Origin of the sequence: Streptomyces sp. NPDC005728 (genome assembly GCF_040630895.1) — a bacterium.
GTDB lineage: Bacteria > Actinomycetota > Actinomycetes > Streptomycetales > Streptomycetaceae > Streptomyces.
Genome location: NZ_JBEXYL010000029.1, coordinates 1 through 16,059, shown reverse-complemented (window position 1 = coordinate 16,059; position 16,059 = coordinate 1). Strand labels below are relative to the sequence as shown.

The 16,059-nt window shown below is 70.1% G+C and carries 9 protein-coding genes; 6 read left to right on the top strand and 3 right to left on the bottom strand.

What is annotated here, in order from left to right:
• The first annotated feature begins 850 nt into the window (after positions 1-850).
• The 5 genes from ABZ471_RS20790 to ABZ471_RS20770 all read left to right on the top strand — a co-directional run bounded on the left by ABZ471_RS20790 (position 851) and on the right by ABZ471_RS20770 (position 9,222).
• A complete protein-coding gene (locus tag ABZ471_RS20790) occupies positions 851-1,792 on the top strand; it encodes an ABC transporter ATP-binding protein (RefSeq protein WP_359068251.1) in 942 nt (313 codons plus the stop codon).
• The gene (locus ABZ471_RS20785) at positions 1,789-3,144 is read left to right on the top strand and encodes an ABC transporter permease (protein ID WP_359068250.1); all 1,356 of its coding nucleotides are present in this window, start codon (positions 1,789-1,791) and stop codon (positions 3,142-3,144) included. Before ABZ471_RS20790 ends, ABZ471_RS20785 begins: the two co-directional genes overlap by 4 nt.
• Before the next feature lie 4 nt (positions 3,145-3,148).
• Entirely contained in the window at positions 3,149-5,896 is a 2,748-nt protein-coding gene (locus tag ABZ471_RS20780) for an alkaline phosphatase family protein (RefSeq protein WP_359068249.1), read from the top strand.
• Positions 5,897-6,085: 189 nt separating this feature from the next.
• A complete protein-coding gene (locus ABZ471_RS20775) occupies positions 6,086-6,829 on the top strand; it encodes a beta-phosphoglucomutase family hydrolase (protein WP_359068248.1) in 744 nt (247 codons plus the stop codon).
• Positions 6,826-9,222 (top strand): glycosyl hydrolase family 65 protein, encoded by a 2,397-nt coding sequence (locus ABZ471_RS20770; protein WP_359068247.1) that lies wholly within the window; start codon positions 6,826-6,828, stop codon positions 9,220-9,222. Before ABZ471_RS20775 ends, ABZ471_RS20770 begins: the two co-directional genes overlap by 4 nt.
• A gap of 122 nt (positions 9,223-9,344) precedes the next feature.
• Here ABZ471_RS20770 and ABZ471_RS20765 read toward each other — a convergent pair whose 3' ends face one another.
• The 3 genes from ABZ471_RS20765 to ABZ471_RS20755 form a co-directional block, all read right to left on the bottom strand.
• On the bottom strand, positions 9,345-11,147 hold the full coding sequence (locus tag ABZ471_RS20765; RefSeq protein WP_359068246.1) for a S8 family serine peptidase: 1,803 nt from the start codon (positions 11,145-11,147) through the stop codon (positions 9,345-9,347).
• Positions 11,148-11,671: 524 nt separating this feature from the next.
• Positions 11,672-12,334, bottom strand: a complete 663-nt coding sequence (locus ABZ471_RS20760; RefSeq protein WP_359068245.1) for a response regulator transcription factor — start codon at positions 12,332-12,334, stop codon at positions 11,672-11,674.
• Positions 12,309-13,481 (bottom strand): histidine kinase, encoded by a 1,173-nt coding sequence (locus ABZ471_RS20755; RefSeq protein WP_359068244.1) that lies wholly within the window; start codon positions 13,479-13,481, stop codon positions 12,309-12,311. Before ABZ471_RS20755 ends, ABZ471_RS20760 begins: the two co-directional genes overlap by 26 nt.
• A 175-nt stretch (positions 13,482-13,656) precedes the next feature.
• On the opposite strand from ABZ471_RS20755, the gene ABZ471_RS20750 reads away from it, so the two are divergent.
• Positions 13,657-15,918: an MMPL family transporter gene (locus ABZ471_RS20750; protein ID WP_359068243.1), complete on the top strand. Its 2,262-nt coding sequence runs from the start codon at positions 13,657-13,659 to the stop codon at positions 15,916-15,918.
• Positions 15,919-16,059: the final 141 nt, after the last annotated feature.

Here is a 16,059-nt window from a genome sequence, read left to right as displayed (position 1 = left end):
GCCGTCGGGGCGGGCGCACTGAGTCTTCTGTGGCTGCTGCTCCTGCTCACACTGCCCTGGAACCTGTACTTCCGCGCGCATGCGGTGCTCGCTGAGATCGCGGTAAGTCGTGAGAAGGGCATGAAGGTCTCCCCGGCCCGGGACGCCGAGGCCGCGCGCATCGCCCGCACGATGCTCCGGGCGGCGGTCGCGGGTCACGTCCTGACGGCGGCGGTTGTTGTCGCGGTCACCTGGGCGACGGGCGAGCTCACGGGTTACTGGTTCGCCGCGTTCTTCCTGCTGAGCACTTTCCTCCGTCCGGCCGGCGCCTACTTCGGCCGGCTCCGGCGGTGCCTGGGCACCCTCCTCAAGGACGTCACGTATCCGCGGGACGACGTCGTCGAACTGCACGCCCGGTTGCACCGCGCCGAGGCCGGGACGCGTGTCCTGGAGGAGAAGGCGGAGGAACAGTACCGGGCCCTCGCCGAACTGCGCCGCACCCTGGACGCGCCGGCCATGAGCACGTACGAGCGGACCGAGGAGTCGGACCGCAGGATCGTCGCACTGGGCAGGGAGTTCGAGTCCACAGTGAACCGCCTGACCGGCAACCAGGAAATCATCGCGGGCGTGAAGGCGTTCCTGCGCCTGCTGCGCTCCACCGACGCGACCGACGGCGCCCCGGCCTCCGGGGGACCGCGGCCGTACCGACTCCGCGCTGCCGGGGTACCCAAGTCTGGCTCGATGCCGACCATTTTGTGCACCCGGACTTGCCGACGCCTTGACGATCCGTTCCATGGACGTTCAACTGGCTGCCTGTGCCTGCGTTGTGTGCCGTCCCTAAGGTCCTCGAAGGTTTCGAAGGAAGGGACTCATGGACACGCTCCTCGTAGTCCGGGCTCGCGGGATCACCAAGTGTTTCGGCGACGTCGTCGCGCTGGACGGCGTCGATCTGGATGTGACGCAGGGGCAGATCCACGGCCTGGTCGGACCGAACGGCGCCGGCAAGACGACATTGCTCGGTCTCCTGCTGGGCTTGGCCGTCGCCGACAGCGGCCGCCTCGAGATCCTGGGTACGCCGGTCCAGCGGGCGCTCACCGCTCCCGACGGTGTCGCCGGCTTCGTGGACGGACCCGGTCTCTACCCCTCGCTCACCGCTCGGCAGAACCTCGCCGCGCTGGCCGCTCTGCGCGGCCGTGACGCGAGGTCAGCGGGGGTCGACGACGTGCTCGACCAGGTCGGGCTCACCGATGTGGCCGACGACCAGGCCCGCGGGTTCTCCCTCGGCATGCGTCAGCGGCTCGGGCTCGCCGCAGCTCTGCTCACCAAGCCCCGGCTGCTCGTACTGGACGAACCTTCCAACGGCCTCGACCCGGCCGGCAAGAAGCACGTACACGGTGTCCTCACCCGGCTCGCGGCGGACGGGACCAGCGTCGTGCTCTCCAGCCACCGCATGGACGACCTGCAGGCACTGTGCTCCGACGTCACCATCGTCGCCACCGGACGGGTCGTCTTCTCCGGCCCGCTGAGCAAGCTGGCCACCGAGAACCGCGAACTCGACTACCGGCTGCTCACCTCCGACCCGCAGGCCGCCCGGCGGCTGGCTGTCGACGCGGCAGGCATCCGGATCATCGACGACGCCGGGGCACGGCACGACGCCGGGGCGCTCGTCGTGCGCGCACTGGTGCCCGCCCTGGACGAGCTTGTGGTTCAACTCGTCCACGCGGGCATCGCGTTGCGTGAGCTCGCCCCCGTGGTGTCGCCGCTCGAAGCCGCATTCCTCGCCCTCACCGAGCCGAAGGAGGCCGGCCGATGACCGCGACCATCACGGACGACAACGTTGCCGCCGCCCGCCCTGTCTCGGTTGCGCGCGGCTACCGCTTCGAGCTGGTCAAGCTGGTCTCGCAATGGCGGATCCGCCTGCTGGTCCTCGCCTGCTGGATCGCGCCGGCGCTCTTCGTCGCCGCTGTGAGCCGGCAGAGCACGCTGCCCGTCGACACCCTCTTCGGGCGCTGGATGCACGCCACAGGATGGGCCGGACCGCTGGTGATGCTCGGTTTCGCGGGCACCTGGGCACTCCCGCTGCTGACCTCGGTGGTCGCCGGCGACGTGTTCGCCTCCGAGGACCGGCTCGGGACCTGGCGCCACCTGCTCGTGGCAGTGCGGTCGCCCAGGCGGATCTTCATGGCCAAGGCACTGGCCAGTCTCACCGTCCTCCTGCTGCTCGTGGCCGGGCTGGCCTCTTCCAGCGTGGTCGGTGGTCTCCTGGCAGTCGGAAACCGGCCACTGGTCGGTCTCGACGGCCACCTGCTGGCGCCGGGGGACGCGGGAGGGAAGGTCCTGCTCGCCTGGGTCTGCGTACTCGCCCCGACTCTGGCCCTCGCCGCGATCGGACTGCTCGGGTCCGTCACACTGGGCCGTTCCCCGATGGGACTGCTGCTGCCCGCGGTCGTCGCGCTCGGGATGCAACTCGCCCAGATGCTGCCGCTCCCCGCCGCCGTACGACTCGCCCTGCCCAGCTACGCCTTCATCGCCTGGAACGGCCTGTTCACCAGCCCGGCACAGCTCCGCCCGCTCCTCATCGGCATCGTGGTCAGCCTGGTGTGGACGGTGATCGCGACAGCGCTGGCCTACGTGCTTTTCGTGCGGCGCGACTTCACCAACACCGCCTACGACGGCTCAGGGCGCCGCGCGGTCACCGCCGGAGTCCTGCCGCTGGCCGGTGTGGTCGCTGTGACCGTCGCGGTCGTCGCCGCGACGACCGGGGCCACGGGCTCCGGCATCGAACAGGACAAAGTGCAGCGCTCGCTCGCCACGGCGTTCGCCCACCTCTATCGCATGCAGACGAAGCAGCTCAACCGCCCCGACGTCACCGAGGCACAGGTGAAGGCCACGGCGGCGTGCAACAAGGGCAGCATCAGGATCGCCGCGGAGGGACCGGGCAACGACTGGCGCTGCGTCGTCTCCTGGCATCTCCCCGGCGTCGAGGCCGCGGGCACGGCCATCTACCAACTCGACGTCACCCCGGACGGGCGGTTCATGGCCGACGGCGATGGACCGAAGGAAGTGAACGGCTACTTCTTGGTCCGGACCCCGATCGGCGATGCACCGAACCCACTTTGGCAGTTCGACGGCAACGTCGAACTTCTCCGTACCTCGAAGGAGTGACTCCATGCAGGTAACACGCCGCCGCCGGAGTGTCGAGACGGACTTCCGCGGTAGACGCATCGGCCGCCGGAGCACCCTCACGGCACTGGCCACCGCGGTCGTCCTCGCCGCCACTGCCGGCATCGGTTACGCCCAGACCCACCAGTTCGGCACCGACCAGGTCGGTCAGACCACCGACCGGGGCCAGGTCATCTCCAGCGACCAGTACATAGCCCCGTACGGCGAGCGCCTCGTCATCAACAACGGCAAGATCATGTCGTCCTCCGTCAGCCCGGACGGCACCCACCTCGCTGCCTCGGTCACCGACGGGGGCAGTGCACTGGCCATCGTCGACGTGCAGAACTGGAAGGTGCAGCAGATCGTCGGCACCGCCGCGTCGTCGGTCCCGCGCATCAGCAGCAACAGCGTGGGACAGGAAGGCCCCACGTACTCGCCTGACGGCACGCAGCTGTGGCTGGGCCAGACCGACGGCTACACCAGGTTCACGGTGAACCCGGACGGCACGGTCGGCAACCCGGTGTCGATCAAGATCCCGGCGGACGGATCCAAGCACGCCCTGGTCGGCGAGGCGGTCTTCTCGTCCGACGGCTCGACCGTGTACTCCGCGGTCAACGGGCAGAACCGGGTGGTCGCCATCGACGCGGCGACCGGTGCCGTCAAGCAGAGCTGGGCCGTGGGCAACGCCCCGCGCGACATGGCTCAGGTCGGCGACAAGCTCTACGTCAGCAACGAGGGCGGTCGTCCGGCGGAACCCGGCGACATCACCATGAACTCGTACGGCACCCAGGTTCCGGCCAACCCGAAGACCGGTGCCACCACCACCGGCACGGTCAGCGTCATCGACCTGGCGGACCCGGAGGCCGCCCCGTCGAGCATCGACGTCGGTCTGCACCCGACGGCCCTGTACGCCAAGGGGAAGGCGCTGTTCGTCACGAACACCGCCACCAACAACGTGTCGGTCATCGACACCGCCAAGGACAAGGTCGTGCAGACCATCGACACCCGGCCGTGGCCGGAGGCGTCGGTGGGCTACGAGCCCAACGGGGTGACGCTCACCGACGACGGTCGCCTGCTGGTGACGCTCGGCCGAGCCAACGCGGTCGCCGTCTACCGGTACAAGAGCGCGCAGGAGCCGGTCGGTTACGTCGGTCTGCTCCCGACGGACTACTTCCCCGCGGAGATCACCACCGTCGGCAAGCAGGTGCTGGTCTCCAACACCCGTGGTATCGACGCCCGCCGGCCCACCAGCAGCGCCGCGCACGGCACCCACGACACCACGTCGAGCGTGCAGCGCTTCACACTGCCGGACGACAGCGTCATCAGGTCCCAGACGGCCAAGGTCTTCCGGCAGAACGGCTGGACCCCCGGCTCGGTCAAGCTGGCCGAGGGCAGGAGCCATGCCAGGCCGGTCCCGGTCCCGCGTCGGCTCGGCGACCCCTCGACGATCAAGCACGTCTTCCTGATCGTCAAGGAGAACCGGACCTACGACCAGGTCTTCGGTGACGTCGAGAGGGGCAACGGCGACAGCTCGGTGACACAGTTCGGCGAGAACGTGACGCCGAACCAGCATGCGCTGGCCGACCAGTTCGGGCTGTACGACAACACCTACGACATCGGCACGAACTCCGCCGAGGGTCACAACTGGCTGATGCAGGCCGACGACCCGGAGTACTCCGAGTCCTCGGCCGGTGAGTACGCGCGCAGCTACGACACCGAGAACGACGTACTCGGCCACCAGAAGTCCGGCTTCCTCTGGACCGGTGCGCAGGCGGCGGACAAGACCGTGCGGGACTTCGGCGAGTTCCAGTCGATCGAGAGCAAGCCGGCGGACGCGTCCTGGCAGAACCTGTACTGCGACGCCAAGAACATGGACGCGACCGGGCAGAGCACCGCCTACCCCATACAGACGGGCTCGGCGATCCCGTCGCTCAACGACGTGTCGGTGCCGGGCTTCCCGATGTTCGACACCAGTGTCCCGGACATCTACAAGTACGAGATCTGGAAGCAGGACTTCGAGAAGAACGGTCCGGCGAACCTGAACATGTTCTGGCTCTCCAACGACCACACCGGTGGTCCGGCGGGCCCGGCGGCTCAGGTCGCGGACAACGACCTCGCGGTCGGCAGGATGGTCGACGCGATCTCGCACAGCAAGTACTGGAAGGACTCGGTGATCTTCGTCGCCGAGGACGACTCCCAGGCCGGCCTCGACCACGTCGACGGTCACCGTGCCCCGATCCAGATCATCAGTCCCTGGGCCCAGCACGGCACCGTCGACAGCCACTACTACTCGCAGATCACGATGATCCGCACCATCGAGCAGATCCTCGGGATCCACCCGATGAACCAGAAGGACAGCGCGGCCAGCCCGATGGCCGGGGCGTTCACCAGGAAACCGGACTACACGCCGTTCACGGCGCTGCCCAACCGGGTCTCGCTGACCGATGGCCTGAAGACCCCGCCTTCCTGTGGTGTGGACACCCCCGCGCCGCAGGACCCCGAGGCGGCGGCCGTGCCGTCCTCGAAGGTGCCGGCGGACATGCGGCAACTCTCGGCGAAGTGGGAGAACTGGAAGTCCAAGCAGCGGCTGACCGGGCCCCACGCCGTGCCCGACTACGCCAACCCCGCGCAGATGAACCACCTCACGTGGTACCAGACGCACAACTGGGCCAAGCCGTACCCCGGCGAGAGCAAGATCTACGCGCCGAACGACGTGCCCGGCTCCTACCTCCCGTCGTCGGAGTCCGACGGCTGACGCAGACTGATCTCCTCACGGGCCCCTGGCCGGCGTTTCCGCCGGCCAGGGGCCCCTTGTGTCCCTCGTGCGGCGAATATCGTGCGGCACATGTCGCCGCCGCTCGGCCCTCGACCGAGCGGGTGTCTTCCGGCGTGCCGGACCGTGGCCTGACGCGAGCGGCCGCAGGCGCCTCCTAGCCTCGGCGACATGCTGGGGCTTCCTGCTCATGTCCGTGCCTGTCTGTTCGACCTCGACGGTGTCCTCACCCAGACCGCGAAGGTGCACGCGGCCGCCTGGAAGGAGATGTTCGACGGCTATCTCCGCGAGCGCGCGACACGTGAGGGGACCGAGTTCGTGCCCTTCGACGCAGTGGACGACTACGACGAGTACGTGGACGGGCGGCCCCGCGAAGACGGCGTGCGCACGTTCCTCGCCGCACGTGGGGTGCACCTGCCCGAGGGAACGCCGGACGACCCGCCGGAGGCGGAGACGGTGAACGGACTGGGCAACCGCAAGAACGGCCTGGTGCTGCAGCGGATCCGCGAGGACGGAGTGGAACCCTACGAGGGCTCGGTCCGCTTCGTTCACGCGGCGCGGGAGGCCGGCCTGCGGTGCGCGGTGGTGTCGTCCAGCGCGAACTGCCGGGACGTCCTGGCAGCGGCCGGAATCGAGGACCTGTTCGAGGAACGGATCGACGGAGTGGTGGCGCACGAGCGCCGGCTGCGAGGCAAGCCCGCCCCGGACACCTACCTGGAGGCGGCCCGCAGGCTCGGAACGGATGCGGACGAGGCCGCGGTGTTCGAAGACGCCCTGGCCGGCGTCGAGGCCGGGAGAGCGGGACGGTTCGGTGTGGTCGTAGGCGTCGACAGGGTGGGCCAGGCGGATCAGCTCCGGGCGCACGGGGCGGACATCGTCGTCCGTGACCTGGCCGAACTTCTGGAGTCACGGTGATCACCCATCCCAGCTTCACGGTCGAGCCGTGGTGCCTGCGCGAGACCGAGCTGAACCTGGACGTGCTCGCCCAGAGCGAATCGGTGTTCGCGCTGTCCAACGGGCACATCGGGTGGCGCGGCAACCTCGACGAGGGAGAGCCCCACGGGCTGCCCGGCGCCTACCTCAACGGCGTCTACGAGCGGCATCCGCTGCCCTATGCAGAAGCGGGCTACGGATATCCCGAATCCGGCCAGACGATGATCAATATCACCGACGGCAAGGTCATCCGGCTGCTGGTCGACGACCACCCGTGCGATCTGCGCTACGGGCAGCTGCTGGCGCACGAGCGGGTTCTGGACTTCCAGTCCGGTGTGCTCAGCCGCACGGCGCGGTGGACATCGCCCGGCGGTCGCACGGTCCGGATCACCTCACAGCGGCTCGTGTCCTTCACCCAACGCGCGGTCGCCGCGATCGTGTACGAGGTCGAGTCGATCGACGGACCGACCACGGTGGCCGTGCAGTCCGAGCTGGTCGCAAACGAACAACTGCCCGGCCTCGGGGGCGACCCGCGCGTGGCTGCGGCGATCGAGTCCCCCCTGAAGGCCGAGGAGCACTTCGCACAAGACACCCGCCTGCGGCTCGTGCACTGCACCACCCGCAGCGCACTGCGAGTGGCAGCGGCGGCCGACCATCTCGTCGAGGGGCCCCGGAGCACGCGCTGGACCGCGCAGAGCGAGCCCGATGTCGGTCGTCTGACGGTGACCGCGGACCTGGTGCCCGGGCAGCCGCTGCGGCTGGTCAAGTTCGTGGCCTACGGCTGGTCGGGTGAGCGCTCGCTACCGGCCGTGCACGATCAGGTGGACGGAGCGGTGGCGGCCGCGGTCAGCACGGGCTGGGACGGACTGGTCGCCGCGCAACGGGCTTACCTGGACGGCTTCTGGGCCGGCGCGGACGTCGAGGTCGAGGGCGACGCGCAGATCCAGCAGGCGGTGCGGTTCGCTCTCTTCCACGTGCTCCAGGCGGCGGCCCGCGGTGAGAACCAGGCCATTCCCGCGAAAGGCCTGACCGGAACCGGGTACGACGGGCACTCCTTCTGGGACACCGAGTCCTACGTGCTGCCGGTCCTGACGTTCACCGCGCCGGAGGCCGTCGCGTCCGCACTGAGATGGCGGCACCGGATGCTGCCGGCGGCCCGGGAACGCGCGGGCCAGCTGGGCCTGTCGGGAGCGGCGTTCCCCTGGCGGACGATCGACGGTGCCGAGAGTTCCGCCTACTGGCCGGCCGGCACCGCCGCCTTCCACATCAACGCCGACATCGCCATGGCCGCCGTCCGTTACGTCATGGTGACCGGCGACGAGGACTTCGAGCGCAGAGTCGGGTTCGACCTCCTCGTGGACACCGCTCGGCTGTGGCGCTCTCTCGGACACCACGACGCGGAAGGCGTCTTCCACATCGACGGGGTCACCGGACCCGACGAGTACAGTGCCATCGCCCGCGACAACCTGTACACCAACCTGCTGGCACGGCTGAACCTGCTGGCCGCTGCGGAGGTGGCCGCACGTCATCCCGAGCGGGCCGCGGAACTCGGCGTCGACGACGAGGAGACCGCGGTGTGGCGGGACGCCGCGGCTCGCATGGCGGTGCCGTACAACGAGTCTCTCGGCGTGCACGAACAGTCGGCCGGGTTCACGAGTTTCCAGCGCTGGGACTTCGAGGCGACCCCGCCCGAGAACTACCCCTTGCTGTTGCACTACCCCTACTTCGACCTGTATCGCAAGCAAGTGGTGAAGCAGGCCGACCTGGTGCTGGCGATGATGGAGTCCCCGCACCTCTTCTCCGACGAGGAGAAGGCCCGCAATTTCGCCTACTACGACGCGCTCACGGTCCGCGACTCCTCCCTGTCCGCGTGCTGCCAGGCGGTGCTCGCCGCGGAGACCGGGCATCTGCGGCTGGCATACGCCTACCTCGGCGAGGCCGCGCTGATGGACCTGGACGATCTGGAGCACAACACCCGTGACGGGCTGCACATCGCCTCCCTCGCCGGAACATGGATCGCCCTGGTCGGGGGATTCGGCGGCATGCGCCGGTACATCGGTGAGGACGGAAAGGCCGACCAGCTGGCGTTCGCACCGCGCCTGCCGGAAGCGCTGTCCAGGGTGGCGTTCACCGTGCTGGTACGCGGCCGCAGGCTGAAGGTGGACATCGGCCCGTCCCATGCGCGCTACCGGCTGGTGGAAGGTGAACCGCTGGCCGTGCTGCATCACGGGGAATCGATCATCGTGACCACCGACACTCCGGTGGACCGGCCGACGCCCCCAGCACCCGTGCGCCCCGAGCCACAGCAGCCACCGGGCCGCCGTCCGGTGGGCCTGCTCGCCGGGGAGGAGCAGCACGGGGAGACAGAGGACTAGGTGTCCTGTCGGACACGGCGACGGGCCGACCGGCGCCCATCCGCACCGGCCGGCCCGCCTGTTCCCGATCTGCCGTCAAGGGATCTGCGTCCCGTCGTCGGCAGACGTCACGACAACGGCCTTCAGAAGGTCAGCGACCAGCTGTTGAGCGTGCCCGTGTCCTGCGCGTACGCGTCCTGCACCCGCAGCTTCCAGGTGCCGTTCGCGGTCTCGCCGGAAGCGTTCACCGTGTACGTGGTCTTGACGTCGTCGGCGGAGTCCGAGCTGCTGGAGGACTTCAACCGGTAGGCCGAACCGTCCGGTGCGACCAGGTCGATGACCAGGTCGCCGCGGTAGGTGTGGGTGATGTCGACCGCCGCCTTCAGGGCCGAGGGGGCGTTGCCGGTCAGTCCGCTGACGGTGATCGGGGACTCGACCGCCGAGCCCGCGTCGGGGATGGCGACGGCCGAGGTGCTGGTGAAGGTGCTGCCACCCGTGCCGCTGGAACCGCTCACCGCCTGCACCGTCTTGGCCGCGTCGGCCAGGCCTGCACCGCAGCCGCCCGAGCAACTGCCAGGCAGAGGACGGGCGTTGGTCTTGATCGCCGACTCGATCTGGGACGGGGTCAGCGCGGAGTCGGCCGACTTCACCAGCGCGACGAGGCCCGCGATGTGCGGGGTGGCCATGCTCGTGCCCTGGTAGTAGGTGTACGACTCGGCCGACGGGGTCTTGGTGCCGGAGTTGAGCGTGGACAGAATGCCGTTCGCGGTGCCGGTGCTGGTCTGGCCGCCGGGCGCCGAGATGTCCACGAGGGAGCCGTAGTTGGAGTAGGACGCCTTGGCGCCGGAGCGGTTGGTCGCGGCGACCGAGATGACGTTGTTGCAGTTGCCCGGGGAGTGGTTCGCGACGTTGTCGTTCTCGTTGCCCGCGGCCACGACGACCGTCGTGCCCCGGTTCACGGCCGCGTTGATGGCGCTCTGGGTGGCCGAGGTGCAGGCGCCGTCGCCGCCGAGGCTCATGTTGATGACCTTGGCGACGTTGGCATTGGCGGGCACGCCGGAGACGGTGCCCCCGGACGCCCACGTGATGGCGTCGATGATGTCGGAGTCGTAGCCGCCGCACTTGCCGAGCACGCGCAGCGGGGAGACCTTCGCACCGTATGCGATACCGGCAACGCCCTTGCCGTTGTTGGTGACCGCGGCGATGGTGCCGGCGACGTGCGTGCCGTGCCACGAGGAGTTACTGGCCGGGACACCGGAGCCGCAATCGCCCGCGGCGTACCAGTCGCCCGGGTCGGCCGGGTTGCTGTCGCGGCCGTCGCCGTCGACGGAGACAGCGGTGTCGGAGATGAAGTCGTAGCCACCGACGATGTTCGCGGCCAGGTCGGAGTGCGCCACGTACCCGGTGTCGATGACGGCGACAGTGACGCCGGACCCGGTGGACAGGTCCCAGGCGCCCGGCACGCGCATACCGGCGGTGTCCTCGAACAGGTCCCACTGCTTGCCGTACTCGGTGTCGTTCGGCGTGGCCATCGGCTTGTTGAGCCGGTCCGGTACGACGTAGGCGACCTGCGGGTCGGCCCGGTACTCGGCGACGACGTCAGCGACCTCGGCCGTGGTGGCGTTGTCGCCGAGGTCGACGAGGGCGGCGCCGGTGCCGAGGCGGCGCTGGAAGTCGGCGTGCTCGCCGGCCTCCTTGCCCTTGGCGACGGCGTCGGCCTCGGCGGCCTTGTTGGACGTGGCCTCGGCGGCGCCCGACTTGTAGCCGACGATGAGGCGTTCGGCCGGGGTGCCCGGGGCGGCCTCGGTCTGGGCGGCGGGGACCGCGGCCTCGCCGGCGGCGCCGTCCTGAGCGGCGGCGACGGTGGCCGTGGCGGCCGTGAGCAGGGCCGCGGAGACCGCGGCGACGGATATCAGCTTCCGTCCGGTGGCGGGAACTGTACGCAAGGGTATGCCTTTCGCGACCGACTCCGGGCAGGCCGGAGCGGTGGTGGGGAGGCGCTTCGACGTCGAAGCGGAGGGGGGTGAAACCGAAAAGCGGTGCAGATGGCCGACCGTGCGCGGGAGCGGACCCGTCCGGGGTTACCTGTGGGTCAGCTGTGCAGGAACGATAGGCAAAGCGACGGTCAAAGGGGTACAGGGAAAACCCTTGATCTGGCCGGTAATCCACCCTTGATGCCGGGCGGTTGGCGGTCGTCGAGCGGCGCCGGGCAGGGCCGGAGCTAGGGCGCGTATCGAGTCGTGATCACCGGGTGGTCCTGGTGAGGTCTTTGATCCAGATCATCGACGCGTGCAGGTGGAGACTGGCGAGGTAGCTGTCGGGAGTCTTGTCGTATCGGGTGTCTCACCGTCCCGGTTCCGGCCTCCTGGTACGTCACGCTCTGGGGCGGGTGAGGCACGTGGAGCCGACGTGAGCCGACCGGTGCACTGATGTCCGGGCAGGACTCATGGGACATGGCCCGGCACCCGGCTCAGGTTCCGGGGAGGATACGGCGCGTTTCGTAGGCCCACATCGCGATCTCGACCCGGTTGCGGGCGCCGAGTTTGGCCATCAGGCTGGCCAGATGCGTCTTCACCGTGCTGAGGCTGATGTGCAGTGCATCGGCGATCTCGGTGTTGGTCAGCCCGCGAGCGACGGCGAGGAGGACCTGCTCCTCGCGGGCGGTGACGGGGGAGACCGGCTGGGCCACGGGCCGGCCGGCGGGCAGGTCCGCGAACGCCTGGAGCAGACGGACGGTGACGCTGGGCGCGATGAGCGCCTCACCTTCGGACGCCGACCGTACAGCCTGCGCCAGAAGCTCCGGTCCCGTGTCCTTGAGGAGGAATCCGCGGGCGCCCGCACGCAGTGAGCCGTAGACGTACTCGTCGAGGTCGAACGTGGTGATGACGACCACGACCAGCGGGTCGGCGACGCCCGGGCCGGCGACCAGCCGGGTGGCCTCGAGCCCGTCGAGCACGGGCATGCGGATGTCGAACAGGCAGACGTCGGGGCGCAGTTCGCGGGCCAGACGTACCGCTTCGTGTCCGTCGGCGGCCTCGCCGACCACCTCGATGCCGGGCTGGGCGTTCAGCATGATCCGCAACCCGGTGCGGATGATCGTCTGGTCGTCAGCGACGAGGACGCGAATGGACACCGCTCTCGCTCCTCGCTCTCGGCAGTTCGGCTTCGACATGCCAGCCCCGGTCGGTACCCGGGCCGGCTCGTAGTGTGCCGCCGAGCAGGGTCGCGCGCTCGCGCAGTCCGGTAAGTCCGTATCCGTCGCGACCCCGGCCGGTGCGCCGGCCGTTGTCGCGCACGCTCACCCGTACCGTGTGCCGTTCCGCGGCGACCCGAACGACGAGCTCGGTCGCGTCGACCGCATGGCGCAGCGCGTTGGTCACCGACTCCTGCACGATCCGGTAGACGGCCGCGTCCACGACCGGGGGCAGCGCGTCCAGTTCGCCGTCGAGCCCCAGGTCGACCCTGAGGCGACCACCCGGGGTGCGCACCAGGCGCTCCAGATCCGCGACTCCGGCCGGGGGCGCCAGCTCGGCGCCGACCCCGCGGTCGCGCAGCGCGGCGACCATGGCGCGCATTTCCTCCAGCGTGCGCGCCCCTTCCTCCTCGACCCCCTCCAGCGCCTCGACGGCGGTGGACGGGTCGGTGCCCGCGAGCACCCGGCCCGCCTGGGCGATGATCACCATGGCCGACACGTGGTGGGCCACCGTGTCGTGCAGTTCCCGGGCGAGCTGCTCGCGCTCGCGGGAGCGCACCTGCTCCAACTGCCGCTCGCGAGCGGTCACCCGGAACCGCACGGCAGCCCCGACCACGCCGGGCAGCAGCAGGAAGACGAAGCCCACGACCTTTTCGACGACCGGGGTCTCGTCCGTGACGACACACAGCGCGCCGGCCGCGAGGATCACCGCGCCGCCCAGCACGATCTCGCGTCCCGATCCCCACCGGGGCAGCGCGTACACCAGCACGAGCACGACCGCGCCGGTGTACAGGCCGACGGGCTCGCGCGGTGCGGCGACGAGCGAGGCCACCGGAAGCAGGATCACCGAGCCGAACGCCAGTGTCACCATCGCCAGTGGGCGGGTCCGGCGCCACAGGGGCAGCAGGCACAGCCATACGGCGAACACCACCGCCACCGGCCGCCACACGACGTTCTCGCGCAGGGTGGCCTCCAGCGCCACACCGGCAAGGCCCGCGGCGAGCAGCGCCCAGTCCCGCCATACCCGGGCGAGCGCGTCGGGCGGCCGGGGTTCGGTCCACAGGGTTCGCAGGTCGTCTCGGAGCACGGTTCTCAGCCTAGGGACCGCGGCGTGCCGCGCATCGGCCGAAAGGACGGGGATTCACTCCGACTTGGGGCCGACGGATCCGCGGCCCGCGGGCCGATGCCGCGGAGCGCCGTGGCGACGAGCCTCGGCATCGGCGGCCGTACAAGGACGGCCGCCGAGGTGGTTGGAGGACCTGATGCTCTCGAAAGCCCTGTTGCGCCTGGGCGCAAGCGCCGCCCGCCATCCCTGGCGGGTGATCGCGGCATGGCTGATCGCCGCCACGCTCGCCGTCCTCGCCGCCGTCGCCTTCGGCGGGCGGACCGCGGACTCGATGACCGCTCCGGGACTGGACTCCCGACGGGCCGCGGAACTGATCGAGCGGGCAGGCACCGGCCAGGAGGGGATGACCGCCCAAGTGGTCGTCACCCCCCTCGCCGACGGCGCGACGTTCTTCGACGACGACGGCGCGCGCACCGCTCTCACGCGGCTGCGGGCCGAGGTGAAGCGGCTGCCGCACGTGCTCGGCACGAGCGACCCGGCGGGAGCGCTCGACGCGGGCGGGGACACCGCCGTGCGCGGCGGCCTCGTCTCGGCCGACGGGCGGATCGCGGTCGTCCGGGTGCAGTACCCCGACCAGAGCCGGCTGTCGGCGGAAGACCTCGACGCCCTCGTCGATCTCGGCGACCGGCTGCGCGCCGAACTGCCCCTGCGCATCGAGATGGGCGGGAACCTCTTCTACGCCTTCTCCGACCCCGACGGCGGCGCGAGCGAGCTGATCGGCCTCCTCGCCGCGGCCGCGATCCTGTTCCTGGCGTTCGGTTCGCTCGTCGCCGCCGCGCTGCCGATCGGCATGGCGGTCTTCGGACTGACCGTCGGGGTCGCCACGATGACGGTACTGGCGGGGGTGACGGACGTCCCCACCTTCGCGCCGGTCCTGGGCAGCATGGTCGGGCTCGGAGTGGGCATCGACTACGCGCTGTTCGTGCTCGCCAGGCACCGGGAGTACCTCGCGTGCGGGCTCGATCCGCAGGCGGCGGCCGGACGAGCGGTGGCAACGGCGGGGCGGCCGGTGGTCTTCGCCGGCGGCACCGTCGTCGTGTCGATCCTCGGCCTGGCGGTCGCGAACGTGCCGTTCATGACGGTGGGCGGGGTTGCCGTCTCGATCGTCGTCCTGACGATGGTGGTCGCGTCCGTGACGCTTCTGCCGGCCTTCCTCGGCGCCGCCGGCCCACGCCTGGCCCGGGCCGGCCGGATCGGCCGGGCTCTGCAGACCAGGAAGCCGGGCCGACTCGCACGGCGGCGGGACACGGCAGCAGGCGCCGCCCACGCCGCCGGTTGGCGGCGCTGGATCGGGCACGTCAGCCAGCACCCGGTGCCGTACGCGATCGGCGCGGCGGGGCTGCTGCTGACCGCGACGCTGCCCGTGCTCGGCCTGCGCGTCGGCCTGCCCGACGACGGCTCACTGCCCCACAGCCGTACCGAGCGCCGCGCCTACGACCTCGTCGCCGAGGGGTTCGGCCCGGGCACCAACGGTCCCCTCGTCATCGCCGCGGACCCCACCGGTGATCCGGGAGTGCTGGACCGACTCGTCGCAATGGTCGCGGCGGATCCGGGCATCGCATCCGTCGCGCCGACGCACATCGATCGGGCCACCGGCATCGCGACCCTCGTGGTGTTCCCGACCACCAGCCCTCAGGACAAGGCCACGGCCGACACCATCGCCCGGCTGCGCACCGACGTGCTGCCCACGGCGATCGGGCACGGCCCGGCCAGGGCCCACGTCGGCGGCGCCACCGCGAGCCTGTCCGATGTGGGCCAACGCACCAGCCAACGCCTGCCGGTGTTCGTCGCCGCCGTGCTGGCGATGTCGTTCCTGCTGCTGATGCTGGTCTTCCGCTCGATACTCGTACCGCTCAAGGCGGTACTGCTGAACCTGCTGAGCATCGGCGCGGCCTACGGCATCATGGTCGCCGTCTTCCAGTGGGGCTGGGGAGGCGCACTCATCGGGTTGGAAGCGACGGTTCCGATCGTGTCGTTCATCCCGATGTTCCTCTTCGCCATCCTGTTCGGCCTGTCGATGGACTACGAGGTGTTCCTCCTCTCCCGCGTACGCGAGGAGTACCTGCGCACCGGCGACAACGGCACGGCGATCGTTGAGGGCGTCTCGCGCACCGCCCGGATCATCACCTCGGCCGCCCTCATCATGGTGGCGGTCTTCCTGTCCTTCGCCGTCGCCGAGGACCCCTCCACCAAAATGTTCGGGCTCGGCCTGGCCACCGCGATCTTCATCGACGCCACGGTCGTACGCATGGTGCTGGTACCGGCGACCATGACACTCCTCGGCCGGACCAACTGGTGGCTGCCGAAGTGGCTAGACTGGATGCTTCCCCGCGGCTCGGTCGGCACCGATGCGGAATCCACGGGTGAAGCCCCGCGTCCACGGCTGGTTGACCGTTGACTCAACTCCTGCCCGCCCTTGGCGTCCGGCACCTCAGCGCGCCACCTAGTGCTGGATTCCTCAAAGGAAGTACACATAGCGGGGGCGTAAGCGCCTGGTGGGTGGTGCGGGTCTGCCCCAGATCCAGGGTCGGGCGTGGGA